20 protein-coding genes and 1 tRNA gene are annotated in these 23,233 nt (G+C 69.8%); 12 read left to right on the top strand and 9 right to left on the bottom strand.

Features of this window, described 5'->3' with window-relative positions:
- Positions 1 to 36: 36 nt before the first annotated feature.
- The 5 genes from DXT68_RS03160 to DXT68_RS03140 all read left to right on the top strand — a co-directional run bounded on the left by DXT68_RS03160 (position 37) and on the right by DXT68_RS03140 (position 6,230).
- Positions 37 to 423, top strand: a complete 387-nt coding sequence (locus DXT68_RS03160; RefSeq protein WP_045254832.1) for an L-rhamnose mutarotase — start codon at positions 37 to 39, stop codon at positions 421 to 423.
- Positions 420 to 1,586, top strand: coding sequence for an L-rhamnose isomerase (gene rhaI, locus DXT68_RS03155; RefSeq protein ID WP_045254833.1), 1,167 nt, complete (start codon positions 420 to 422; stop codon positions 1,584 to 1,586). Before DXT68_RS03160 ends, rhaI begins: the two co-directional genes overlap by 4 nt.
- Positions 1,587 to 1,673: 87 nt before the next feature.
- Positions 1,674 to 2,528 (top strand): alpha/beta hydrolase, encoded by an 855-nt coding sequence (locus DXT68_RS03150; RefSeq protein ID WP_045254834.1) that lies wholly within the window; start codon positions 1,674 to 1,676, stop codon positions 2,526 to 2,528.
- A complete protein-coding gene (locus tag DXT68_RS03145; protein ID WP_045254835.1) occupies positions 2,525 to 4,576 on the top strand; it encodes a bifunctional rhamnulose-1-phosphate aldolase/short-chain dehydrogenase in 2,052 nt (683 codons plus the stop codon). Before DXT68_RS03150 ends, DXT68_RS03145 begins: the two co-directional genes overlap by 4 nt.
- Before the next feature lie 256 nt (positions 4,577 to 4,832).
- Entirely contained in the window at positions 4,833 to 6,230 is a 1,398-nt protein-coding gene (locus tag DXT68_RS03140) for a rhamnulokinase (protein WP_045254836.1), read from the top strand.
- A 113-nt stretch (positions 6,231 to 6,343) separates the two neighbouring features.
- On the opposite strand, the gene DXT68_RS03135 is transcribed toward DXT68_RS03140, so the two are convergent.
- Entirely contained in the window at positions 6,344 to 7,435 is a 1,092-nt protein-coding gene (locus tag DXT68_RS03135) for a M24 family metallopeptidase (protein ID WP_244268209.1), read from the bottom strand.
- Positions 7,436 to 7,508: 73 nt separating this feature from the next.
- On the opposite strand from DXT68_RS03135, the gene DXT68_RS03130 reads away from it, so the two are divergent.
- The 5 genes from DXT68_RS03130 to DXT68_RS03110 all read left to right on the top strand — a co-directional run bounded on the left by DXT68_RS03130 (position 7,509) and on the right by DXT68_RS03110 (position 12,907).
- Complete coding sequence (locus tag DXT68_RS03130; RefSeq protein ID WP_045254979.1) at positions 7,509 to 8,513, top strand: LacI family DNA-binding transcriptional regulator; 1,005 nt, start codon at positions 7,509 to 7,511, stop codon at positions 8,511 to 8,513.
- Positions 8,514 to 8,600: 87 nt separating this feature from the next.
- Complete coding sequence (locus tag DXT68_RS03125; RefSeq protein ID WP_045254837.1) at positions 8,601 to 9,929, top strand: Gfo/Idh/MocA family protein; 1,329 nt, start codon at positions 8,601 to 8,603, stop codon at positions 9,927 to 9,929.
- Complete coding sequence (locus DXT68_RS03120) at positions 9,926 to 10,849, top strand: NAD-dependent epimerase/dehydratase family protein (protein WP_045254838.1); 924 nt, start codon at positions 9,926 to 9,928, stop codon at positions 10,847 to 10,849. Before DXT68_RS03125 ends, DXT68_RS03120 begins: the two co-directional genes overlap by 4 nt.
- A gap of 10 nt (positions 10,850 to 10,859) precedes the next feature.
- Positions 10,860 to 11,759 carry a 5-dehydro-4-deoxyglucarate dehydratase gene (locus DXT68_RS03115; RefSeq protein ID WP_045254839.1) on the top strand — a complete coding sequence of 300 codons (900 nt, stop codon included), beginning with the start codon at positions 10,860 to 10,862 and terminating at the stop codon, positions 11,757 to 11,759.
- The gene (locus DXT68_RS03110) at positions 11,756 to 12,907 is read left to right on the top strand and encodes a mandelate racemase/muconate lactonizing enzyme family protein (RefSeq protein WP_244268210.1); all 1,152 of its coding nucleotides are present in this window, start codon (positions 11,756 to 11,758) and stop codon (positions 12,905 to 12,907) included. The genes DXT68_RS03115 and DXT68_RS03110 overlap by 4 nt, the downstream gene beginning before the upstream one ends.
- Positions 12,908 to 12,962: 55 nt before the next feature.
- Here DXT68_RS03110 and DXT68_RS03105 read toward each other — a convergent pair whose 3' ends face one another.
- Positions 12,963 to 15,251, bottom strand: coding sequence for a glycoside hydrolase family 3 C-terminal domain-containing protein (locus DXT68_RS03105; protein WP_045254840.1), 2,289 nt, complete (start codon positions 15,249 to 15,251; stop codon positions 12,963 to 12,965).
- A gap of 92 nt (positions 15,252 to 15,343) precedes the next feature.
- Here DXT68_RS03105 and DXT68_RS03100 point away from each other — a divergent pair, with 92 nt between their 5' ends.
- The gene (locus DXT68_RS03100) at positions 15,344 to 15,925 is read left to right on the top strand and encodes a TetR/AcrR family transcriptional regulator (protein ID WP_045254841.1); all 582 of its coding nucleotides are present in this window, start codon (positions 15,344 to 15,346) and stop codon (positions 15,923 to 15,925) included.
- Positions 15,926 to 16,000: 75 nt separating this feature from the next.
- Here DXT68_RS03100 and DXT68_RS03095 read toward each other — a convergent pair whose 3' ends face one another.
- The 4 genes from DXT68_RS03095 to serS all read right to left on the bottom strand — a co-directional run bounded on the left by DXT68_RS03095 (position 16,001) and on the right by serS (position 19,528).
- Positions 16,001 to 17,248 (bottom strand): LCP family protein, encoded by a 1,248-nt coding sequence (locus tag DXT68_RS03095; RefSeq protein ID WP_052677786.1) that lies wholly within the window; start codon positions 17,246 to 17,248, stop codon positions 16,001 to 16,003.
- Between the two features lie 52 nt (positions 17,249 to 17,300).
- Positions 17,301 to 17,385 (bottom strand) — tRNA-Ser (locus DXT68_RS03090).
- Between the two features lie 41 nt (positions 17,386 to 17,426).
- Positions 17,427 to 18,248, bottom strand: coding sequence for an HAD family hydrolase (locus DXT68_RS03085; RefSeq protein WP_045254842.1), 822 nt, complete (start codon positions 18,246 to 18,248; stop codon positions 17,427 to 17,429).
- Positions 18,245 to 19,528, bottom strand: coding sequence for a serine--tRNA ligase (gene serS, locus DXT68_RS03080; RefSeq protein ID WP_045254843.1), 1,284 nt, complete (start codon positions 19,526 to 19,528; stop codon positions 18,245 to 18,247). Before serS ends, DXT68_RS03085 begins: the two co-directional genes overlap by 4 nt.
- Positions 19,529 to 19,601: 73 nt before the next feature.
- Here serS and DXT68_RS03075 point away from each other — a divergent pair, with 73 nt between their 5' ends.
- On the top strand, positions 19,602 to 20,600 hold the full coding sequence (locus DXT68_RS03075) for a diacylglycerol/lipid kinase family protein (RefSeq protein WP_045254844.1): 999 nt from the start codon (positions 19,602 to 19,604) through the stop codon (positions 20,598 to 20,600).
- A gap of 46 nt (positions 20,601 to 20,646) precedes the next feature.
- Here DXT68_RS03075 and DXT68_RS03070 read toward each other — a convergent pair whose 3' ends face one another.
- The 3 genes from DXT68_RS03070 to DXT68_RS17060 form a co-directional block, all read right to left on the bottom strand.
- A complete protein-coding gene (locus DXT68_RS03070) occupies positions 20,647 to 21,384 on the bottom strand; it encodes a hypothetical protein (RefSeq protein WP_045254845.1) in 738 nt (245 codons plus the stop codon).
- Between the two features lie 51 nt (positions 21,385 to 21,435).
- Positions 21,436 to 22,896: a cardiolipin synthase gene (cls, locus tag DXT68_RS03065; protein WP_045254846.1), complete on the bottom strand. Its 1,461-nt coding sequence runs from the start codon at positions 22,894 to 22,896 to the stop codon at positions 21,436 to 21,438.
- Positions 22,897 to 22,993: 97 nt separating this feature from the next.
- Positions 22,994 to 23,167 carry a hypothetical protein gene (locus DXT68_RS17060; protein ID WP_167541603.1) on the bottom strand — a complete coding sequence of 58 codons (174 nt, stop codon included), beginning with the start codon at positions 23,165 to 23,167 and terminating at the stop codon, positions 22,994 to 22,996.
- Positions 23,168 to 23,233: the final 66 nt, after the last annotated feature.

Below are 23,233 nucleotides of genomic sequence, written 5' to 3'. Positions count from 1 at the left end.
TGAAACGATTCAAAACCTCGATGAAGAGAGATCCCCATGACCCGCGTCGCGTTCCAGTTGCAGGTGCGCCCTGAGCTGCTCGACGAATACCTCGCCCGCCACTCGCCCGTGTGGCCCGAGATGCTGGCTGAGATCGCCGCTGCCGGACGTCGCAACTATTCACTGTTCCTCGCGGAGGGCGGCACGCTCCTCGGCTATTACGAGACCGACGATGACGAGGCGGCGCAGGCCTACCTCGCCGCCTCCGCGGTCGCCGCCCGTTGGGAGGCCGAGATGGGCCGCTTCTTCATCGGGCTCGACGGTCGTCCCGACCAGGCAGCCGCCACACTCACCGAGGTGTTCCACCTCGAAGACCAGCTCGCCGATGCCGGCGACTCCCCCGCATCCTCCACCGACTCCGATATCGAAGGCAGCGCCTCATGAGCATCCTCTCGTCCGACAACCTCGCCGCCCTCGAGAAGCAGGGCATCGAGCTCCCCAGCTGGGCGTTCGGCAACTCCGGCACCCGCTTCAAGGTGTTCGGCACCCCCGGCACCCCGCGCGACCCGTGGGAGAAGATCGCGGATGCCGCGCAGGTCAACACCTACACCGCGCTCGCTCCCTCGGTCGCGCTGCACATTCCGTGGGATCTCGTCGACTCGTTCTCCGATCTGCGGGCCTATGCAGAAGACCTCGGCGTCTCTCTCGGCACGGTCAACTCCAACACCTTCCAGGACGACGACTACAAGTTCGGCGCCCTGACCCACGAAGATGCGGCGATCCGCCGCAAGGCGATCGATCACCACCTCGCCTGCATCGACGTGATGGATGCCACCGGCAGCCGCGACCTGAAGATCTGGCTGGCCGAAGGCTCGAACTACCCGGGCCAGGCCGACATGCGCGGCCGCCAGGATCGTCTGCAGGAGTCGCTGCAGACGATCTACGCGCGCCTGGGCGACGAGCAGCGCCTCGTGCTCGAGTACAAGTTCTTCGAGCCGGCTTTCTACCACACCGATGTTCCGGACTGGGGCACGTCCTACGCACAGGTCGTCGCGCTCGGCGACAAGGCCTCGGTCTGCCTCGACACCGGCCACCATGCCCCCGGCACCAACATCGAGTTCATCGTGATGCAGCTGCTGCGTCTCGGCAAGCTCGGCTCGTTCGACTTCAACTCGCGCTTCTACGCCGACGACGACCTGATCGTCGGGGCGGCCGACCCGTTCCAGCTGTTCCGCATCCTGTTCGAGGTCGTACGCGGCGGCGGCCTGAACAACCCCGACGTGGCGTTCATGCTCGACCAGTGCCACAACGTCGAGGACAAGATCCCCGGCCAGATCCGCTCGGTGCTCAATGTGCAGGAGATGACGGCGCGCGCACTGCTCGTCGACCGCGACGCCCTGGCTGCGGCGCAGAGGTCCGGCGACGTGCTCGCCGCGAACGCCGTCTTCATGGACGCCTTCTACACCGACGTGCGCCCGGCTCTCGCTGAATGGCGCGAGTCGCGCGGTCTGGCCGCAGACCCGATGAAGGCCTATGCCGACTCGGGCTACCAGCAGAAGATCGCCGCAGAGCGCGTCGGCGGAGTGCAGGCCGGCTGGGGCGCCTGACCCTTCGCCCCTGACATCACAAGACCCGTCGGGATGCGGGAGCCGATCCCCGCATCCCGACGCCCCACCGACAGAACGGACGATGCTGTGAGCGACCAGGTGCTCGACGGACCGCACGGACCGCTGCGCGTGCGCGTGTACACGCCCGAGAGTCCCGCGGGCCCGGGGCTCGTCTGGGTGCACGGCGGCGGTTTCCTCGCCGGCGAGATCGACATGCCGGAGGCCGACTGGGTGGCGCGGAGCTTCGCCGACCGCGGCATCGCGGTGGTCTCGGTGGACTATGCGCTCGCGCCGTTCCCCCTGGCCTGGGCCGCGGCGTCCGAAGCCCCCGAGCGCGAGGGCGTGCACTACCCCGTCGCCTCCGACGAGGTCGAGGCCGCGTTCCGGTGGGCCGTGGATTCCGATCTCGCCCGCGGCCCCTGGTCGATCGGCGGAGCGAGCGCCGGCGGCAACCTCGCCGCGGGTGCCGCCCTGCGGCTGAGTCACGGGGCGGGTCCCGTTCCGGCGCTCGCCGTGCTCGCCTACCCGACCCTGCACGCCGTGCAGGGACACCCGGATGCCGCGCTGCGCGCCGCGCTCGACGCAGATCCCGACGCCGACACATTCGGGCCCGACCCCGTGCGCGTCATGTACGAGAACTATCTCGGCGGGCCCGTCGAGAGCGCAGAGATCTACGCCGTGCCCGGCACAGCATCCCCCGCACAGCTCTCGCGCTTTCCCGCCACGATCATGATCAACGACGAGGTCGACGAGCTGCGCGTCTCCGGCGAGGCGTTCGGCGCGTCCCTGCGCGACGCAGGCGTCGACCTCGACATCTCGACCGAGCCCGGCACCCGCCACGGCCACCTCAACCGTCCGGAACACCCGGGTGCGACCGCATCGATCGATCGCTTCGCCGCCCGCATCCTCGCCACTTCTCCCGAGAACAAGGAACAGCCATGACGAACCCCACCGCCGCCGCCCTCATCGAGCGGTCGAACCGCCTCGGCGCCGACCCCAAGAACACCAACTACGCGGGCGGCAACACGTCGGCGAAGGGCACCGCGATCGACCCCGTCACCGGGCAGCCGGTCGAGCTGATGTGGGTCAAGGGCTCGGGCGGCGACCTGGGCACGCTGACGGAGCAGGGACTCGCCGTGCTGCGCCTCGACCGCATGCGCGCGCTCGTCGACGTCTACCCCGGCCTCGAGCGCGAAGACGAGATGGTCGCGGCGTTCGACTACTGCCTGCACGGCAAGGGCGGTGCCGCCCCGTCGATCGACACCGCGATGCACGGCCTCGTCGACGCCGCGCACGTCGACCACCTGCACCCCGACTCCGGAATCGCGATCGCCACAGCCGTCGACGGCGAGGCGCTGACCGCGAAGATCTTCGGCGACGGTGCTGGTGGGCAGCGTGTCGTCTGGGTGCCGTGGCGCCGACCCGGCTTCCAGCTCGGACTCGACATCGCCGCGATCAAGGCCCAGAACCCGCAGGCGATCGGCACGATCCTCGGCGGGCACGGCATCACCGCCTGGGGGGACACGTCGGAGGAGGCCGAGGCGAACTCGCTGTGGATCATCGACACCGCAGCCGCCTACATCGCGGCGAACGGCACGGCCGATCCGTTCGGTGGCGTCCGTGCCGGATTCGCGGCGCTCCCCGAGGCCGAGCGCCGCGATCGCGCGGCGGCCCTCGCCGGCACCATCCGCGGCATCGCGTCGACCGACAAGCCGATGGTCGGCCACTTCACCGACTCCGACGTCGTGCTCGACTTCCTCGCCTCCGAGCGCGCGCCCGAGCTCGCTGCCCTCGGCACCAGCTGCCCCGACCACTTCCTGCGCACCAAGGTCAAGCCGCTGATCCTCGATCTGCCGGTCACGGCATCCGTAGACGAGCAGATCGCCCGCCTGCACGAGCTGCACGCCGAGTACCGTGCCGACTACCAGGCTTACTACGACGCGCACGCGACCGCGGAGTCGCCCGTGATCCGGGGCGCCGACCCGCTGATCGTCCTCGTCCCCGGCATCGGGATGTTCTCGTACGGTGCGAACAAGCAGACAGCCCGCGTCGCCGGCGAGTTCTATGTCAACGCCATCAACGTGATGCGCGGTGCCGAGGCGCTGTCGACCTACTCCCCCATCTCCGACGCCGAGAAGTTCGCCATCGAGTACTGGGCGCTGGAGGAGGCGAAGCTGCAGCGGATGCCGAAGCCGAAGTCGCACCAGGGCCGCATCGCCTTCGTCACCGGTGCCGCCAGCGGCATCGGCAAGGCCATCGCCACCCGCCTCGCGGCCGAGGGCGCCTGCGTCGTCATCGCCGACCTCGACCTCGAGAAGGCGCAGGCCGCCGCCGCCGAGCTCGGTTCGACGGATGTGGCCATCGGTGTGGCGGCGAACGTCGCGGATGCCGATGCCATCCAGGCCGCGGTGAACGACGCCGTGCTCGCGTTCGGCGGCGTCGACCTCGTCGTCAACAACGCCGGGCTCTCGCTGTCGAAGCCGCTGCTCGAGACCACCGAGAAGGACTGGGACCTGCAGCACGACGTCATGGCCAAGGGGTCGTTCCTGGTGTCGAAGGCCGCAGCCCGCGTGCTGATCGATCAGAAGCTCGGCGGCGACATCATCTACATCTCGTCGAAGAACTCCGTCTTCGCGGGCCCGAACAACATCGCCTACTCGGCGACCAAGGCCGACCAGGCGCACCAGGTACGGCTGCTGGCCGTCGAGCTCGGTGAATACGGCATTCGCGTCAACGGCATCAACCCCGACGGCGTCGTGCGTGGCTCGGGCATCTTCGCCTCGGGCTGGGGTGCCAACCGCGCCGCCACCTACGGCGTCGCCGAAGAGGACCTCGGTCAGTTCTACGCCAACCGCACGATCCTCAAGCGCGAAGTCGTGCCCGAGAACGTGGCGGATGCCGTCTACGTGCTCACCGGCCCCGAACTCAGCCGCACCACCGGCCTGCACATCCCGGTGGATTCCGGCGTCGCCGCGGCGTTCCTGCGATGACGGCCGACATCCTGGTGCGCGAGCGCCCTTCGTCGGATCCTGAGCGCCCTTCGTCTCGCTCCGCTCGCTCAGGAACCGGAGCGCAGCGACGTCCTTCGTCGGATCCTGAGCGAGGAGCGCAGCGACGAGACGAAGGGCGCTCCGCGGTTCCTGAGCGCCCTTCGTCTCGCTCCGCTCGCTCAGGAACCGGAGCGCAGCGACGAGACGAAGGGCGCTCAGGAACCGGAGCGCAGCGACGAGACGAAGGGCGCGCCCGATGACCGTCACCGCTGTCGCCGCCGTCGACCTCGGGGCGACCAGCGGTCGCGTCATGATCGGGCGGATCGGCGACGACCGGCTCGACCTCGAACTCGTCGCGCGATTCCCGAACGGGCCCGTCGAGCGCGAGGACGGCCTGCACTGGGACTTCGGCGCTCTGTTCGAGCACGTGGTCGCGGGCCTCGCCGAGGCCGTGCGGCGAGAGCCGGGCATCGAGAGCATCGGCATCGACTCATGGGCCGTCGACTACGGCCTCGTCGGTGACGGGGAGCTGCTCGCCGAACCGTTCCACTACCGTGACGACCGCACGGCGCGCGGCGTCGCCGAGGTGCACGCCGAGGCGCCGTTCGCCGAGCTCTACCGGCGCAACGGACTGCAGTTCCTGCCGTTCAACACGCTGTACCAGTACCGCGTCGACGCACGCCTCGCCGACGCCGAGACCGCGCTGCTGATCCCCGACCTCATCGCGTTCCTGCTCACGGGCGCCGCCGCCGCCGAGCGCACCAACGCGTCGACGACGGGGCTGCTCGGCGTCGAGACTGGCGAGTGGGACACCGAGCTGGCCGATCGACTCGGCATCCCCTCGGGCATCCTGCCCGGGCTCGTGGATCCGGGTACGACGATCGGCATGCTCCATGCCGGACTGGCCGCGCGCATCGGCAGAGATCTGCCCGTGATCGCCGTCGGCTCGCACGACACGGCATCCGCTGTCGTCGCCGCTCCCCTGTCGACGCCGCGTTCGGCCTACATCTCGTGCGGCACGTGGGGGCTGGTCGGTGTCGAGCTGACGGAACCCGTGCTGACGGATGCTGCACGCCAGGCGAACTTCACGCACGAGCTCGGCGTCGACGGCCGATACCGGTTCCTGCACAACGTGACGGGGCTCTGGCTGCTGAGCGAGACGGTGCGCGCCTGGGAGGCGACCGACGGATCGTCGATAGACCTGCCCGAGCTGCTCGCCGCGGCATCCGCCGTCACGGGCGACGTGCCGACCTTCGACGCGAACGACCCATCGCTCAGCGCCCCGGGCGACATGCCCGCACGCATCGCGACGCTTCTCGGTTCCGCGGCTCCTGCGACGCGCCCCGCGTTCGCCCGGTCGATCGTCGAGTCGATCGCCATGGCCTTCGCGGATGCGGTGCAGACGGCATCCGCTCTGTCAGGCCGTGAGCTCGACTGCATCCACATGGTGGGTGGCGGATCCTTGAACCGCCTGCTCTGCCAGGCGACGGCCGATCGCACCGGCCTTCCGGTGCTGGCCGGACCTGTGGAGGCGACGGCCCTCGGCAACGTACTCGTGCAGGCGCGTGCCCTCGGTGCCGCGCCGGCGTCGCTCGACGAGCTGCGCGCCCTCGTCGCCGCGACCCACGCACCGGAGCGCTTCGACCCGCGCTGACCCTCGCTGCCCTGTGCGCGCCGGCCGGATGGCTGACCGATCCCCGGCTGGCTGCCGATGACGCCCATCCCCGTCAGCCACCCGTACTTTCTCCAGCCATCCGTCCCTACGCGTCAGGCCCCGAATGTCCGAGTGACCGGCCGTCGCAGGCCGTCGTAGTCGGCCGAGGGCCAGCGCTCGTCGACCGTCAACACCTCCCAGCCCGTCGCCGTGCGCAGCATGGTGTCCTCGACCTTGACCCCCGGTGCGGTCGGGTTCCACGCGAAGGCCTGATTCTCGACGAGCAGATCGGTGGTCGAGGCCGTGGCCCGTGGATCGCGGCCGGCGTAGCCGGTCGGCCCTCCCTGATGGTGTCGCTGCCACTCGTCTGCGTCGAAGCCGAAGCGTGCGTACGCTGCTCTGCCCGCCGCGAAGACGTCGTCGAGTCGAGCGCCGGGAGCCGAGGCATCGAGGAATGCTCGCTCCACTCCGAGGATCGGCTCCTCGTCGATCGGGGCTCCCACCCATCGCGTGGCATTCGCGATCAGCCCGTCCCGGCGACCGCACACCACGACCATCGCCCGATCGCCGAGCAGCCCGGCGGTCGGAAGCGGATGCCGATACGCCACCCGCGCGGATCCCGAGACCAGCAGGACGAGCGGATCGATGCCCCGGGCGACGAGTTCGGCGGCGATGACGGCTGCGGCGGCGCGCTCGGTCTGCTCAGGCCCGACCCGACCCAGCACATCGGTCAGGGCCCCCGCGGTCTCACGCCCCAGGGAGCGGTACCTCGCGGTCTCGGCTGGCAGCAGCCGCGCCCTGGCCGCGCGCAGCTGGGGCGCCGCCTGCGACTCCGACACCGACTCCGACACCGACTCCGGCGCCGACACCGACTCCAGCACCGACACCCCGACGTCCTCAGCGGCGGCGACCGCGGGCGGGATCCACCACGGCACCCGGACGATACGCGCGGCGTCCTCGGGCAGCAGCTCCTCGGCGATCATCCGGTCGACCTCGTTGTCGGCGATGTAGAGCACGTCGCCGCCCTGCTCCACGCGCACCGCGACGACCGGCGGACCCGCGAGCGAGACATGCGTGCGCACCCCTTCGAGGTACCACGACACCGCCTCGTGGGAGGTGAGCACGAGCGGCGTCCCGTCGAACTCCCGCCGCACGCGGGCCAGGCGATCCTGCTTCTCCATGCGGTCTTCGGATGCTCCGACCATGCGACTCTCCCTGTAGAACGTTTTCTCGTAGTATGACGACAGCCGCGGCCGATCGCGGAGCGAAGGGATGCCGATGGCCCGCGAATCGTCACGCGCCGGCATCGCCGACGTCGCGAGACTCGCCGGCGTCTCGCTGTCGACCGTGTCCCGGGCGATGAACGGCAATCCGACCGTAGACCCCGCTCTCGCGCAACGCGTCCAGGCCGCCGCCGCCGAACTCGGCTACACCGCCAATCCGGTGGCGCGCAGCCTCGTACTCGGTCGCACCCAGACCGTCGCCGTCGTCATCCCCGACCTCGAGAACCCCACGTTCCAGGCGATCCTGCGCGGGCTCAGTCGCGCCGCGACGGCCGACGGCTACCACGTGCTCGTGGCCGACTCGCGCGAGGATCTCGACGAGGAGCACGCCCTCGCACGGACCACGCGACTGCGCACCGACGGCGTCATCCTCTGCGCCCCTCGCATGGCGGAGCAGGATCTGGCGCAGCTGCTGCCCTCGCTCTCCCCCGCTGTCGTGATCAACCGCGGACCGCAGGGGACAGCTCCGACGGTCGGTGCGGACTACGGCGCGGGCATGCGCGACATCGTCGACCACCTGACCTCGCTCGGTCATCGCCGCCTCGTGTACCTCGCCGGCGCCACCCGCAGCGTGACCCATCGGGCTCGACAGCAGGCGATCGCGGCAGCGATCTCGAGAACCGCGGGACTGGAGGTCGAGGAGCTCACCGCCGGTGTCGACATCGACAGCGGCACCGCGGCCGCCGACCGGGTGCTCGCGAGTGGTGCGACGGCCGTGATCGCCTACAACGACCTCGTCGCGATGGGCCTGCTCTCGGCGGTGACCGCGCGAGGGATCGACGTGCCGGGGGCGCTGTCGATCACCGGGTTCGATGACATCCCGTTCGCCGCCTACACGTCACCGCCCCTCACGACCGACGCGGTTCCTGCCGTCGAGATCGGTGCGGCCGCATGGGCCGCGATGCACGCGCAGCTCACCGGCGTCGCACCGAGGTCGACGCACACGATGACTCCGACGCTCGTCGTGCGCGGCAGCACCGCCCCGCCGTCTGCGACCTGACCTGACCTGAGCATCCTCCGATGGGCCATCGGGCCTGTGATATCGTCGAGAAAACGTTTCCTGGCTGCTGGATCGAAGAGGATCACCATGACGAAGACCCGTTACGCACTGGCCGGCGCCGGAGTCCGCGCGCAGATGTACGTCGGAGCGATCCTCGGTGCGCACAGCGAGCGCGCCGAGCTCGTCGCGATCGTCGAGCCGAACCCGGTCCGCGCCGCCTACCACGCCGCCTGGGTCGCCGAAGAGGGCGCACCCGCTCCCCGACTCGCCACACCCGACGAGCTCGAGAGCGTGATCCGCGACGAGCGCGTCGACAGGGTGATCATCTGCGCGCGCGACGATCTGCACGCCGAACTGATCGTCCGCTCGCTCGAGGCCGGCGCCGACGTGGTCGTCGAGAAGCCGCTCACGATCGATGCGGCGAGCGCTGCCCGTATCGAGGACGCGGTCGCACGCACCGGCCGTCAGGTCGTGCTCACCTTCAACTACCGCTACTCGCCGCGCAACAGCGCGCTGCGCCAGGTGATCCAGGACGGCACGATCGGCGAGGTCACCTCGATCGACTTCTCGTGGATGCTCGACACCAACCACGGAGCCGACTACTTCCGCCGCTGGCATCGCGAGAAGAAGAACTCCGGCGGGCTGCTCGTGCACAAGTCGAGTCACCACTTCGACCTCGTCAACTGGTGGATCCGCTCGCAGCCCACCCGCGTCTTCGCCTCGGGCGGGCTGCGCTTCTACGGCGCCGACAATGCAGCGGCACGGGGGCTGGGCGCGCGTCCGGCCCGCGGCACCCACGACGACGGCGACCTCTTTGAACTCGACCTGCGCGCCGATGAGACGCTGACGGCCCTGTATCTCGACGCGGAGGAGCACGACGGGTATCGGCGCGATCTCGATGTCTTCAGCGCAGGGATCACGATCGAGGACAACCTCGCCCTCGTCGTCGACTACGCGTCGGGCGCGACGATGTCGTACTCGCTCAACGCCCACTCGCCCTGGGAGGGATACCGCGTCGCCGTCAACGGCACGCTCGGGCGCGCCGAGCTCGAGGTGATCGAGCGCGGAGCGGTGCTCGCCGGTGAAGGGCTGCACCCGCACATCGACCCGAGCCTCGCAGGGGCCGACGGCACGACCGCCGTGCGCCCGGAGGGCGAGCGGCTGCGCGTGCAGCGACACTGGGAAGAGGCCTACGAGGTGCCGATCCACGGCAGCGACGGCGGACACGGCGGCGGTGACGAGCTGCTGCTGTCGGACGTCTTCGAGGGGCCGGGCGACGACCCGCTCGCGCGTCCGGCCGACTGGTCGGACGGCATCCGCTCGATCGCCGTCGGCATCGCCGGCAATCGCTCCCTCGAGACGGGGCTGCCGGTGAAGGTCGCCGACCTCGGCATCGCCCTGCTGGCGAACGGATGAGGATCGTCGTCACCGGCGGGTCCGGGCGTCTCGGCCGCTCGCTCGTGACGGGCCTCGTCGGAGCAGGGCACGAGATCGTGTCGATCGATCGCCAGCCGACGGACGGCCTCGATCGCCCCGGGATCACCCAGCTCCCGCTCGATCTCACGGATGCCGATGCCACGGCATCCGCACTCGCCGGGACGAAGGCCGACGCTCTCATCCACCTCGCGGCGATCGCGGTGCCGTTCAGCGCGCCCGAGGATGTGATCCTGCGCACGAACGCCGCACTCGCGCAGTCGGTGCTGGGCGGGGCGGTGCGCGCCGGCATCCGTCGCGTCGTCGCGGCGTCGAGTCCGACGGTGATCGGCTACGGCGCTCCACGGGGGTGGAGCCCCGAGCGTCTGCCCCTGGACGAGGATTCGCCCACCGAGCCGTGGAACGCGTACGCGCTGTCCAAGCTGCTGATCGAGCAGACCGTCGGGATGCTGCGACGTCAGACGGGAGACGATGTGCGGTTCGCCTCGTTCCGCCCCTGCTACGTGGTCGCTCCCGAGGAGTGGGCGGGTGCACCGACGCAGCAGGGGCACACCGTGCGCGAGCGCCTCGACGACCCGGCGCTGTCGGCGCCCGCACTGTTCAACTACGTCGACGCCCGCGACGTCGCGGACTTCACCGGCACGCTGCTCGCCGCCCTCGACGACATCCCGAACGGGGAGGTGTTCTTCGTCGGGGCCGACGATGCACTCGCCCGACGCCCCCTCAGCGAGCTGCTTCCGCAGTTCCATCCCGGCACCGCGCACGCGGCTGCGGCCCTGACCGGGAGCGCCCCCGCTTTCTCCTCCGCCAAGGCCGCTCGCCTGCTCGGCTGGCACCCGACCCGCAGCTGGCGCACCGAGCTCGCCTCCTCAACCGCATCCGCCACCGCATCCGTCTCCTGAAAGGCGCGACATGGACTTCGATGGAATCCTCTTCTTCCCGGTGACCCCGTTCACCGCGGACGGCACGATCGACCACGAGCTGCTCGCCGCCCATGTCGCGACCGGCGTCGAGTCCGGGGCGGGGGGCGTGTTCCCGGCGTGCGGCACCGGTGAGTTCCACGCCCTGTCGGCGAGCGAGGCGGCCGCGGTCACGCGCACCGCCGTGCGCGCCGTCGCCGGACGTGTACCGGTGATCGCCGGTGCCGGTGGCCCGCTCGGCCATGCGATCGAGGTGGCGAAGGCGGCAGCGGATGCCGGGGCCGACGGCCTGCTCGTGCTGCCGCCGTATCTGGTGAGCGGTACGCAGACGGGGCTCGCGGCCTACGTCGAGCAGCTCGTCGAGGCAGCGAGCCTGCCCGTCATCATCTACCACCGCGGGAGCGCGCAGTACTCGGTCGAGACGGTGCGCCGACTCGCCACGAACCCGAAGGTGGTGGGTGTCAAAGACGGCACCGGCGACATCGGTGCGATGCAGCTGATCGTCCGCGCCGTCGCCGAGGAGGGCAGGTCGGACTTCGCCTTCTTCAATGGGCTGCTCACTGCCGAGCTCACGCAGGGCGCGTATCGCGGTATCGGCGTTCCCCTCTATTCGTCAGCCGCCTTCGCCATGGCGCCCGACATCGCGAACGCCTATTACCGCGCGTACGTCGAGGAAGACGAGGCACGGCGCCTCGCCCTGCTCGACGGCTTCTACCGTCCGCTCGTCGAGCTGCGCGACGAGACGCCCGGGTTCGGGGTCTCCCTGATCAAGGCCGGACTGCGACTCTCGGGCGTCGAGGTCGGCTCGGTACGCGCACCCCTGGTCGACCCGTCGCCCGCGCAGGAGGCCCGCCTCGCCGACATCCTCGCGGCGGGACGCGCGCTGCTGTGACCACGATCCGCAGTCTCACGACGCGTCTGCAGCGGGTGCCGCTGTCGCGTCCGTGGGGCGCCGAGGTCACGTCCGTCGGCGTCGTCGCGACGCATGTCGTCCGCTCGGACGGCGCGGAGGGATGGGGCTTCGCGTGGACTCCGCAGATCGGCGCGTCCGCCGTGCAGGCGCTGCTCGAGCACGACATCGCGCCCGCGGCCGTCGGGCGATCCGCTGTTCCCGGCGAGGCCTGGCAGGACCTGTGGGAGCACCTGCACGAGGCGGGCGGCGGCGGTCTCACGACGATCGCCCTCGCGGGTCTCGATCTGGCCCTGTGGGATGCCGAGGCGCGCGCCGCCGACCGCTCCGTGTCGGAGATGCGCGGCCGGCGCCGCGAACGCGTGCGCGCCTACGGATCCGGCGTGAACCTGCACTACTCCGTGGCGGAGCTGCAGGCGCAGGTCCGCCGGTGGGTCGATGCCGGCTTCGACGCCGTGAAGATCAAGGTCGGCAGACCGGACCTCGCCGAGGACCTCGAGCGCGTCGCCGCCGTGCGCGAGGTGCTCGGCCCTGACCGTGCGCTGATGATCGATGCGAACCAGCGGTGGGATCTGACCGCAGCGACGACCGCCATCGAGGCGCTGTCGAGCCACGACCTCACCTGGGTCGAAGAGCCGTTGCGCGCCGACGACCTCGCCGGTCACACCGAACTCGCACGGCGCATCGACGTGCCGCTCGCCGTCGGCGAGAACCTGCACACCGTGCACCGCTTCGATGACTTCCTCCGTGCCGGCGCGGCACAGATCGTGCAACCCAACATCGTGCGCGTCGGCGGCATCACCCCGTTCCTGCGCATCGCCGAGCTGGCGGCGTCGTACGGGGCGACCCTGCATCCGCATCTGCTGCCCGAGCTCTCAGGTCAGCTCGCCCTGACCCTGACCGACACGGGAGCCGAACTGTGGGTCGAAGACGTCGAGGACGCCGGATTCGCCGCGCTCGGTGCCCTCGTCGATCCCTCGCCGGTGCGCATCGCCGACGGATATCTCACCGAGAGGGCGCATCAGGGCCTGGGGCTCCGCTTCGCGCCGCTGCTCTCCGCCGGCTCGTCCGCACCATCCGCACCATCCACGCCGTCCACGCCGTCCACGCCGTCCACGCCGATCGCGTGACGACGCCCCTCTCCCTCCGAGGAGGGCGAGGGGCGTCCTGTCTCGAGGCTGAGGATCAGGTCTGCGAGGCGAGCTGCGCGTTCGCCCCGTCCAGCAGCTGCTCGATCTGCTCGTAGGTGACGTCGACACCGGGGAAGCCGATCAGACGTCCGATCGGGAACGAGGCCATCATCTTCTCCATCGCCTCGTCGTTCGGCATCATCGACGCCGCCGACGAGTCCGCGCCGCTCAATCCGCCCATCAGGCCTCCGAGCGCCTCCATCACGATCGGCCCGGCCACCGGGTGCGCGACCACGTCGCCGATCGACGAGGCCATCGTCAGCGGCAGCACCACGGCATCGCCCTCGACCTCGACGATCACCGACGAGCGGATGTCGCGGCTCGATGCGGCGACCTCGACGCGATAGGCGCCGGGCTCCACGATCCAGCGGTCCACGCGGACGTCCCAGTACGCCAGGTCCGCACGCGGGACGACGAGCTCGACGGACACGGTCTGCCCCGCCGCGATCGCCACGGAGGAGAACGCTTTCAGCTCGCGCGGAGCCCGTTGCACGGCGGAGGTCACGGGTGCCGCGTAGACCTGAACGATCTCGCGCCCGTCGCGCGACCCGGTGTTCGTGACATCGACCGTGACCGTGAGGTCGCCATCGGCCGTCGTCGAGACCTCGGCGTCGCCGTACGAGAACGTCGTGTACGAGAGTCCGTGGCCGAACGGGAAGGTGACGTCGAGCCCCTTCGCGTCGTACCAGCGGTAGCCGACGAGCACGCCCTCGCCGTAGCGGACATGGCCGAACTCGCCGGGGAAATTGCCGAATGACGGGTTGTCCTCGAGCCGCACCGGCACCGTCTCGGTGAGCTTGCCCGACGGGTTCACCGTGCCGAACAGCACGTCAGCGACCGCGCCGCCCCCGGCCTGTCCCAGCAGCCAGGTCTCGAGGATCGCCGGAACGCGGTCGGCGAACGGCAGCGCGACCACACCGCCGTTGGAGAGGACGACGACGGTCGCGGGGTTCGCCTCGATCACGGCGTCCAGCACCGCGAGCTGTGCGGCCGGGAGGTCTATGTGCTCGCGGTCGAATCCCTCGGACTCCTCGGCGGCCGGGAGCCCGAGGAACACGACGGCGACGTCGGCGGTGGAGGCCGTGGCCACCGCCTCGTCGCGCAGGTCTTCGGCGGTGCGACCGGATGCCGCGATCGCCCCGCCCTCGACGCCGAAGCCCGCCGCGTACGACACCGCGTCGCCGGCGACGGCACGCAGCTCGTCGAGCGCCCTGTCGACCCTGGTCGGGTTGATCAGCGACGACCCCGCACCCTGGAACCGCGGCTCCGTGGCGAAGGCGCCGATCACGGCGATGCGCATGCCCGGACCGAGCGGCAGCAGGTCTCCGTCGTTCTTCAGCAGCACGATCGACCGGCCGGCCGCCTCTCGCGCGAGTTCATGGTGCGCCTCGACGTCGAGCGGCCCCTCGACCGGGGGCCGCTGCGCGGCCTTGCGCACCAGATCGATCGCGCGATCCGCGGCGGTGTCGAGCACGCTCTCGGACAGCTCCCCTGCGCGGACGGCCGCGACGAGCTGCGCATCGGTGCGACCGCCCGAGGACGGCATCTCGAGATCGAGTCCTGCGGCAACGCCCGCGACGCGATCGTTGACCGCGCCCCAGTCGGAGACGACGAGACCGTCGAAGCCCCAGTCATCGCGCAGGACGCGGGTGAGCAGCCACGGGTCCTCCGAGGCGTACACGCCGTTGATCCGGTTGTAGGAGCACATGACCGTCCACGGCTGCGCCTCCGTGACGACCCGCTCGAACCCGCGGAGGTAGATCTCGTGCAGCGGACGCGGATCGATGTCGGAGCTCGCGCGCATGCGGTCGAACTCCTGGTTGTTGGCGGCGAAGTGCTTGAGCGAGGTGCCGACGCCCTGCGACTGCACACCGCGCACCGAGGCGGCCCCGAGGATGCCGGAGACCATCGGGTCTTCGGAGAAGTACTCGAAGTTGCGACCGCACAGCGGCGACCGCTTGATGTTGATGCCGGGGCCCAGCACGACCGCCACGTCTTCGATCGCCGCCTCGATGCCGATCGCCGCGCCCACACGCTCGATGATCTGCGGATCGAACGTCGAACCGATGCCCACGGCGGGAGGGAAGCACGTGGCCGGCACGCTGCTGGAGAGGCCGAGGTGATCGGTGCCGCCCGCCTGCTTGCGCAGCCCGTGGGGGCCGTCAGTCATCATGATCGAGGGGAGCCCGATCCGATCTATCGCCTTCGTGGTCCAGAAGTCGGCGCCGCTGGTGAGCGAGGCCTTCTCGTCGAGCGTGAGGTCGGAGGCCGAGGGCTCGGTCATGGTGTTCCTTTCGCGGAGACGGCAGTGTCCTGCGAAAACTATATGCGAGTAGGTATTGGATTTCAAACGTCATTCAGGATTAGTCTCGGAGAATGGCACGACGAGGTTCATACGCGAAGGGCGTCGCCAGACGCGAAGAGATCCTCGAGAGCGCTCTCGACGTCATCGGACGCCGGGGCTATCAGAACGCCTCTCTCAAGCAGATCGCGGAGGTCGTCGGCGTCACCCCCGCAGCCCTCCTGCACTACTTCGGCAGCAAGGAGGAGCTCTTCACCGCCGTGCTCCGCACGCGCGACGAGCACGACGAGACGGGTACGGGATCCCTCTCCCCGGCTCAGGCGAAGTCCGCGTTCCTCGACGTCATCCGCCGCAACACCGAGGTTCCCGGGGTGGTCGAGCTCTTCTCGCGCCTCGCCGTCGACGCCGCCGACCCCGAGCATCCCGCGCACCGGTACTTTCTGGAGCGCAACGCGAGGATCCGCGAGAGCATCGCGGGCGCCTTCGACGACGACCCCACCCGTCGCCGGACGCTCGATCCCGAGTCGATGGCCAGGGTGGTCCAGGCGGTCGCCGACGGCCTCCAGCTGCAGTGGATGATCGAGCCCGACGTCGATATGCCCGGGATCATCGAGGCGCTGATGGACGTCCTCTATCCACCCACATCCGAGGCCTGACCCCTGACGAGCCCGGCCCCTCGCGGAGCCCGCCCTCCAGCGGAGCCAGCGGAGCCCGGACCGCCGGCAGGGCGATCAGCGCACGTTGCCGTTCGAGCAGGTCTGCTGGGCGGCCGAGTTGCCCTTGATCGAATCCGGCAGCGCCACGACGTTCTCGGAGGTCGCCGCAGGATCCGGCATCTCGGTGCCCCCCTCGACGGGCGCCTCCGTACCGGGGTCGGTGACGATGACGCCGTCGTTCTCGGTGTTCTGGTGCGTCACCTGCAGCTGGGCGTTCGCGTTGATCGCGTCCCACATCTCCGCGGCAGCGGACTGGTTCGCGACGACCTTGTTGTCGTTGTCCGGGTCGGTGTTGGTCGGGTACTGCAGGAACACGATGTCCTCGAACGGCACCGACTTCACCGCGAGAGCGATCTGCACGATCTTCACCGGGTCGGCGAGCGACGTGCTCGTCTTGAGGTTGCGGATTCCCGTGTTGGCGAGCCTGAGCATCGTCGGGACGTTGCCCAGCGTCTCGCTGCTGATCAGCTTGCGCGCGAGGCTCGACATGTACTGCTGCTGATTGCCGATGCGGCCGAGGTCGCTGCCGTCGCCGACGCCGTGGCGCGTGCGCAGGAACTGCAGCGCCTCGAGCCCCTGGATGGTCCGCGTGCCGGCCGGCAGATCGAGGCCCGTGTGACGGTCCTTGATCGGGGTGGCGAGGCACACGTCGACGCCGCCGATCGCATTGGTGATCTCGATCACGCCGCCGAAGGTCACCGAGGCCGCGAACTGGATCTCCTGGCCGGTGAGCTTGGTGATCGTCTGCGCGACGCAGTTGAGTCCGCCGTCGGTGTAGGCCACATTGAGCGCTTGCTTGCTCATCGCCGAGTGCACGTTGCCCTGATCGTCCTCGCACTCGGGGATCGCGAGCATCAGGTCGCGCGGAAAGCTGACGACGGTGACACGGCGGGGTTCCTGAGAGACATGCACGAGCAGGTTCACGTCGTTGAGGGTGCTCCCGGAGTCCTTCCCGCTGCACCGATCGCCGAAGTAGGCCGCGTATTCCGGCTCGCAGGTGTCGACTCCGGTCAGGAGGAGGTTGAAGCCCTCCTTGTACTCGCCGATGTCCGGCAGCACCTCGTTCTTCGTGTCGAGCTCGACCGCGTTGGCCGTGACCGTGCTGGAGAGGTCGTAGACCACGTAGCCCGCGACGCCGAAGCCGCTGACCAGCACCACGGCGAGGCCGATCGCGATGAACTTGAGAAGCTGGTTGAGCGGTCCTGGCGTGTGCAGCTGACCGTGGCGAGCGATCGTGCGACGGCGTCGGGCGGTAGGACTCACTCGGGGCCTTTCGGTTCAGCGTGCGGTGCGGGGGACACCGTGCCCGGTACAGCGGAGGGTGTGGGATTCGAACCCACGAGACATCTCTGCCCACTGGTTTTCAAGACCAGCTCCATCGGCCACTCGGACAACCCTCCCGACAGACGAATCTGCCGACAAGCCGTGAGTCTAGCCGAGTCTATTCTCCCGCGCTGACCTGGGCGGTCGCTGGAAGCGTGTCGAGCGCCGTCGCCAGTCCGCCGTCCTCGACGTCCCCGGTGACCTCGCTCGCCGCGGCCTTGACCTCGTGGGGAGCCTGCCCCATGGCCACCGCGCGTCCGCCGATCTCCCGCGCCCAGCCGAACATCCCGATGTCATTGCGGCCGTCCCCGGCGACGAGCACGCGTTCGCGCTCCATGCCGAGTTCGAGACGCACCCGCTCGAGCGCCGTGCCCTTGTCGACCCCCTGCGGGGCGATGTCGAGCCACGCCGTCCAGCCGATCGCGTACGAGACCTCGTTCAGACCGGCATCGGCGACGAGGCGATGGAAGTCCTCCTCGTCGTGCCCGGGAGACACGACGACGATGCGCGAGACGGGCTCGGCGACGAGCTCCTCGAACCCGACCTGACGTCCGCCGTCGAGCGTCCAGTCGTCGAGTTGGGCGGTGTACAGGCGCAGTCCCGACCCCAGCTCGACCATGTAGCGAGCATCCGGCAGACGGTCTCGCAGCAGCGCGAGCGCCGGCGACGGGTCGAAGGTCTCGATGTGCCAGCGCTCCCACTCGTCGCCGACCCGACGCATCGTGACGGCTCCGTTGGAGCAGACGACGAACTTCGGGGTGAGGCCGAGCTGCTCGACCCACCGCCGCGTGGCCATCCAGCTGCGCCCCGTCGCGATGGTCACCTCGTGGCCGGCGTCGCGCAGGCGGGCGACCGCCTCGGGCACGCCCGGGCTCATCGACTCGTCCTGCAGCAGGATGGTGCCGTCGACGTCGAGACCGACCAGCCAGGGGGCGGTCACGCCTCGGGCTCCAGCACCTCGAGGCCACCCAGGTACGGGCGCAGAACCTCCGGCACCCGCACGGAGCCGTCGGCCTGCTGATGCGTCTCGAGCAGCGCGACGATCCAGCGCGTGGTGGCGAGCGTGCCGTTCAGCGTGGCCACGGGCTGCGTCTTCGCCTGCTGACCCTCGACGGCCTCGGGACGGTGGCGGATGTCGAGGCGACGCGCCTGGTAGGTCGTGCAGTTCGAGGTCGAGGTCAGCTCGCGGAACGCACCCTGGGTGGGCACCCACGCCTCGATGTCGTACTTGCGCGCGGCACTGGATCCGAGGTCTCCGGCGGCGACGTCGATGACGCGGTAGGAGAGGCCGAGCGAGGTCAGCATCTCCTCCTGCAGCGCGACGAGGCGCAGGTGCTCCGCCTCCGCCTCCTCGGGAGTCGTGTAGACGAACATCTCGAGCTTGTTGAACTGGTGCACGCGGATGATCCCGCGGGTGTCCTTGCCGTGCGACCCCGCCTCGCGCCGGTAGCAGGTCGACCACCCCGCGTAGCGCAGCGCTCCCCTGCCGAGGTCGAGGATCTCGTCCTTGTGGTAGCCGGCGAGCGCGACCTCGCTCGTTCCGACGAGGTAGAGGTCGTCATCCTTGTCGAGGTGGTAGACCTCGTCGGCGTGCTCGCCGAGGAACCCGGTGCCCTGCATGATCTCGGGCCGCACGAGCGTGGGCGTGATCAGCGGCACGAAGCCGTGCTGCAGCGCCTTGTCGAGCGCGAGGTTCATCAGGGCGATCTCGAGTCGCGCGCCGATGCCGCGGAGGAAGTAGAAGCGCGCGCCCGACACCTTCGCGCCGCGCTCCATGTCGATCGCGCCGAGTATCTCCCCGAGCTCGAGGTGGTCGCGGGGTTCGAAGTCGAAGGTCGGAGTCTCCCCCACCGTCCGCAGTTCCACGAAGTCGGCTTCGCCACCGGCGGGCACGCCGTCGATCACGACGTTCTCGATGCGGGCGAGCGCGACGGACGCGGCTTCCGATGCCTCGTTCGCGGCCTGCTGCGCCTGCTTGACGCGCTCGGCGAGATCCTTGACCTGGGCGACGAGTGCCGCCTTCTCATCCTTGGGTGCTTTCGCGACCCGCTTGCCGAACGCGTTCTGCTCCGCTCGCAGCTCCTCGAAGGCGGCGAGAGCCGCACGACGCGATCGGTCGGCCTCGAGAGCGATGTCGACGGTGCCCTGGTCGTTGCCACGGGCGGCCTGAGAACGGCGGACGATCTCCGGATTGTCGCGGAGGAGTGCGAGGTCGATCATCCACCAAGTCTATGGGGCGGGCGGGCTCGACCCTGCGGCGGGAGGGGGCGGATGCCGGGGCTAGAGTAGCGCCATGACCACGAGCGCCACCGGCCGACGCCAGGCGGCACTCGTCTACAACCCGATCAAGGTCGACGAGGGGCATCTGCGCGCACGGGTGCGAGATCTGTCCCGCGAGGCGGGATGGGAGCATCCGGCCTTCTATCCGACCACCGTCGATGACGCGGGCCAGCAGGCGACCTCGCAGGCGTTGGCGCGCGACGTCGACGTCGTGCTGGTCGCCGGGGGCGACGGCACCGTGCGTGCGGTCTCCGAGGCCATCGCCGGATCAGCGGTGCCGCTGGCGATCCTCCCCAGCGGCACGGGCAACCTGCTCGCGCGCAACCTCGGCCTCCCGCTGTCCGACCCCGACGAGATGATCCGCGCCGCCCTCGGCGATTTCCGTCACGCCATCGACATCGGCTGGGCGCGTCTGACGCGGGTCGACGGCACGCACGAGGAGCACGCCTTCGTCGTCCTCGCCGGGATCGGACTGGACGCCGACATGATCGCCAACACCCGGCCCGACCTGAAGAAGACGGTCGGCTGGATCGCCTACGTCGACGGCGCGGCGCGCTCGCTGGTGACGGCCGTGCCGTTCCGCGCGGTGTTCCAGATCGACGACGGGCGTCTGCACTCGACCAAGGTGCACAGCATCCTGTTCGCGAACTGCGGCACCCTGCCCGCCGGGATCGCGCTGATCCCCGATGCGTCGATCACCGACGCCGTGCTCGACGTCGCTGTGATCCAGCCGACCGGTGTGCTCGGCTGGCTCGGGGTGTGGCGCAAGATCTGGTGGGACAACTCGGTGCTGCGGCGCTCCCGCGCCGGTCGACGCGTTCTCGAGCGTCGCGGCAGAGACGCCTCCGTGCACTACTTCCGCGGTGTGGCGGCCGAGGCCGCGGCATCCGCCCCCACCCCGATCGAACTCGACGGCGACGGGTTCGGCACCGCCGTGCGCATCACGTGCCGGGTGGACCCTCGGGCGCTGCTGCTGGCGCTGCCCGCCGACCATCCCGTCGCGGGCCTCTGAGGCACACCGCGGGAACCCGCGGCCGCGGGTCACCCGCGGCCGCGGGTCAGCCGCGGACGTCGACCGTCCCGTCGAGGCCGCCGCCGACCAGCGTGAGGACGAAGGCATCGTCGTCCACCGCGTCGCCGCCGAGATCGATCAGAGTCGCCCGCGGAGCCATGTCCATCGTGCAGGCCTGCTGGTCATCGGTCACGAAGGTCGCCGTGCCGGCCGACCCGGCCACCTCGACGCTCTCGACGACCGGAGGGCACCCCGACGATCCCCAGGTGAGTAGGACGAGCGTCGCGTCGTCGACCCATCCCGCGGTCGGCAGGTACTCCGTCGGCGATCCCGGCACGCCGCTGAACGAGGGATCCCCGTCGAGATCGACATCGTCGCGCAGATCCCCGTAGGCGACCTGCAGGGTGATCTCCGTCGTCGGGTCGACGCCCTCGGGAAGAGCTCCGATGCTCGCTCGCGGAGCCAGGTCATCCGTGCAGACCCGGTCGCGGTCGTCGGCGGGGTCGGCCAGGGTGACCGAGACGGTCTGCCCGTCTGCATCGACCTGATCCACCTGCGGCACGCACGTCGACGATCCCCTCGTGACGACGGCGAACAGGCGCCCATCATCGAGCAGCGTCCCCTCCATGTCGTCGGAGTCGCCGGAGCTCTGCCCCGGACCGCCAGACGGGTCGCCGGTGGACTCCGGAGCCGTGCCGACGGGTCCGGACCCACACCCCGCGACGAGAACGGCGACGGCGAAAGAGAGCGCAGCGGCGGCGAGGACACGCATGGGGGAGGCCATACATCTCAGGGTAGCCTCGGGACCCGATCTCGGGCAGGCTCCCTCGTCTCGCTACTGCAGTGCCGAGGTGAGTCGGGCGAGGTTGTCGAGCACCGTCGAGCGCAACGGCTGCTGCATCCATTCGTCGAGGGTGAGCTCTCGGCTGAGCGACCGGTATCCGTCCTCGACCGCGCGCATCTCGGCGACGAACTCCTCGCCCCGCACCAGCATCGAGACCTCGAGGTTCAGACCGAAGGAGCGCATGTCCATGTTGCTCGATCCGATGACCGCGACCTGGTCGTCGATGGTCAGACTCTTCGTATGCAGGATGTAGGGCTTGGGGTACATCCGGATGCGCACCCCGGCCTTCAGCAGCACCTCGTAGTAGCTGCGCTGGGCGTGATAGACCATCGCCTGATCGCCCTCCTCCGAGACGAAGAGCTCGACCTGCACGCCGCGGTCGACCGCCGCGGTCACGGCCAGCAGCAGCGCCTCATCGGGCACGAAGTACGGGCTGACGATCATGATCTTCTCCTTGGCCGCGTACAGCAGCCCGAGGAAGAGGCGCAGATTGTTCTCGACCTCGAAGCCGGGGCCCGAGGGCACCACCTGGCAGTCGAGGTCGCCCGACCCCGTCTCGGCATGGGCGATGTCGATCTCCTGCAGGATCTCGTCGGTCTCGCTGTACCAGTCGCTCAGGAAGATCGCGTTGACGCTCAGCACCACGGGACCGTCGATGCGGACCATCAGGTCGACCCAGTGCAGACCGCGCTTGATGTTCTTGGGGAGGTTGTAGGTCGAGTCGGTGACGTTCTGCGATCCGAGGAAGGCGACCTTGCCGTCGACGACGAGCAGCTTGCGGTGATTGCGCAGGTCGGGCCGCTGCATGCGCCCCTTGAGAGGCTGAACGGGGAGCATCAGGTGCCAGTGCGCGCCCATCCGGTCGAGGCGCGCGATGGTCGACCGGTACTTCGGCTTCCAGCGGTTCGCCCAGTGATCGAGCAGCACGCGGACGTGCACCCCGCGCTCGGCGACCTCCTCCATCGCGCGGAAGAAGTTGTCGGTCGAGGCGTCGGACTGCAGGATGTAGAACTCGATGTGCACGTAGTCCTGGGCCTTGCGGATCTCGTCGGCCATCGCGTCGAGCGATTCCTGGTAGTCGGAGATCAGGTGCGCGCCGTTGTCTCCCGAGATCGGCAGGGCGCCGAGGCGGTGGTTCATCTCGACCAGCGGCGGGAACCAGCTCGGGGCGTCGGGGCGCAGGGTTCCGAAGTGCAGATGCTCGCTCGTGTCGGCGATGTACTCATTGATCTGGTCCTGCTTGCGGCGGCGCACACGCGGCAGACGCGGGTTTCCGATCAGGAGGAACAGGAAGACGCCGACGAACGGGATGAAGAAGACGGCGAGCAGCCAGGCCATCGCGGCGGTCGGGCGGCGATTCCTCGGGATCACGATGATCGCCGTGATGCGGATCGCCAGGTCGAGCGCCAGCAGGAAGGCGGCGATCCACCATGCCCAGGTCTCCGGCGTCATGCCTCGTCCTCCCGACGGGTCGGCACCTCGACGGCAAACGCCTCAGTGGGCACCAGCGGTGCTCTGGCTACACAGTAGCCGATGGTCCGGACACCCCTCAGGGGCGCGGAGGCAGACCGCGCGCGGCGCGCTCCTCCGCCTCGATCCGTGCGTGCACGCGGCGCTCGGTGCGGTCGAATCTCAGAATCCCCCTGAGCACGAAGAAGAACACGACGCTCACGCCGATGGTCGGGATGATCGACCATGCGGCGGCGAGCCAGAAGTTCTCCATGACCCCATGGTACGCGACCGATCACTCCTCCACACTCGACGCCAGAGGCGGAACCGGCCGTGCGGC

The organism is Microbacterium foliorum (assembly GCF_003367705.1).
GTDB classification, from domain to species: domain Bacteria; phylum Actinomycetota; class Actinomycetes; order Actinomycetales; family Microbacteriaceae; genus Microbacterium; species Microbacterium foliorum.
This window is presented reverse-complemented; position numbering and strand designations above follow the sequence as displayed.

Coding starts and splice junctions, on each gene's coding strand:
- DXT68_RS03160 (WP_045254832.1), top strand. CDS start 37: ATGACCCGCGTCGCGTTCCAGTTGCAGGTGCGCCCTGAGCTGCTCGAC.
- rhaI (WP_045254833.1), top strand. CDS start 420: ATGAGCATCCTCTCGTCCGACAACCTCGCCGCCCTCGAGAAGCAGGGC.
- DXT68_RS03145 (WP_045254835.1), top strand. CDS start 2,525: ATGACGAACCCCACCGCCGCCGCCCTCATCGAGCGGTCGAACCGCCTC.
- DXT68_RS03140 (WP_045254836.1), top strand. CDS start 4,833: ATGACCGTCACCGCTGTCGCCGCCGTCGACCTCGGGGCGACCAGCGGT.
- DXT68_RS03135 (WP_244268209.1), bottom strand. CDS start 7,435: ATGGTCGGAGCATCCGAAGACCGCATGGAGAAGCAGGATCGCCTGGCC.
- DXT68_RS03130 (WP_045254979.1), top strand. CDS start 7,509: ATGGCCCGCGAATCGTCACGCGCCGGCATCGCCGACGTCGCGAGACTC.
- DXT68_RS03125 (WP_045254837.1), top strand. CDS start 8,601: ATGACGAAGACCCGTTACGCACTGGCCGGCGCCGGAGTCCGCGCGCAG.
- DXT68_RS03120 (WP_045254838.1), top strand. CDS start 9,926: ATGAGGATCGTCGTCACCGGCGGGTCCGGGCGTCTCGGCCGCTCGCTC.
- DXT68_RS03115 (WP_045254839.1), top strand. CDS start 10,860: ATGGACTTCGATGGAATCCTCTTCTTCCCGGTGACCCCGTTCACCGCG.
- DXT68_RS03105 (WP_045254840.1), bottom strand. CDS start 15,251: ATGACCGAGCCCTCGGCCTCCGACCTCACGCTCGACGAGAAGGCCTCG.
- DXT68_RS03100 (WP_045254841.1), top strand. CDS start 15,344: ATGGCACGACGAGGTTCATACGCGAAGGGCGTCGCCAGACGCGAAGAG.
- serS (WP_045254843.1), bottom strand. CDS start 19,528: ATGATCGACCTCGCACTCCTCCGCGACAATCCGGAGATCGTCCGCCGT.
- DXT68_RS03075 (WP_045254844.1), top strand. CDS start 19,602: ATGACCACGAGCGCCACCGGCCGACGCCAGGCGGCACTCGTCTACAAC.
- DXT68_RS03070 (WP_045254845.1), bottom strand. CDS start 21,384: ATGGCCTCCCCCATGCGTGTCCTCGCCGCCGCTGCGCTCTCTTTCGCC.
- cls (WP_045254846.1), bottom strand. CDS start 22,896: ATGACGCCGGAGACCTGGGCATGGTGGATCGCCGCCTTCCTGCTGGCG.
- DXT68_RS17060 (WP_167541603.1), bottom strand. CDS start 23,167: ATGGAGAACTTCTGGCTCGCCGCCGCATGGTCGATCATCCCGACCATC.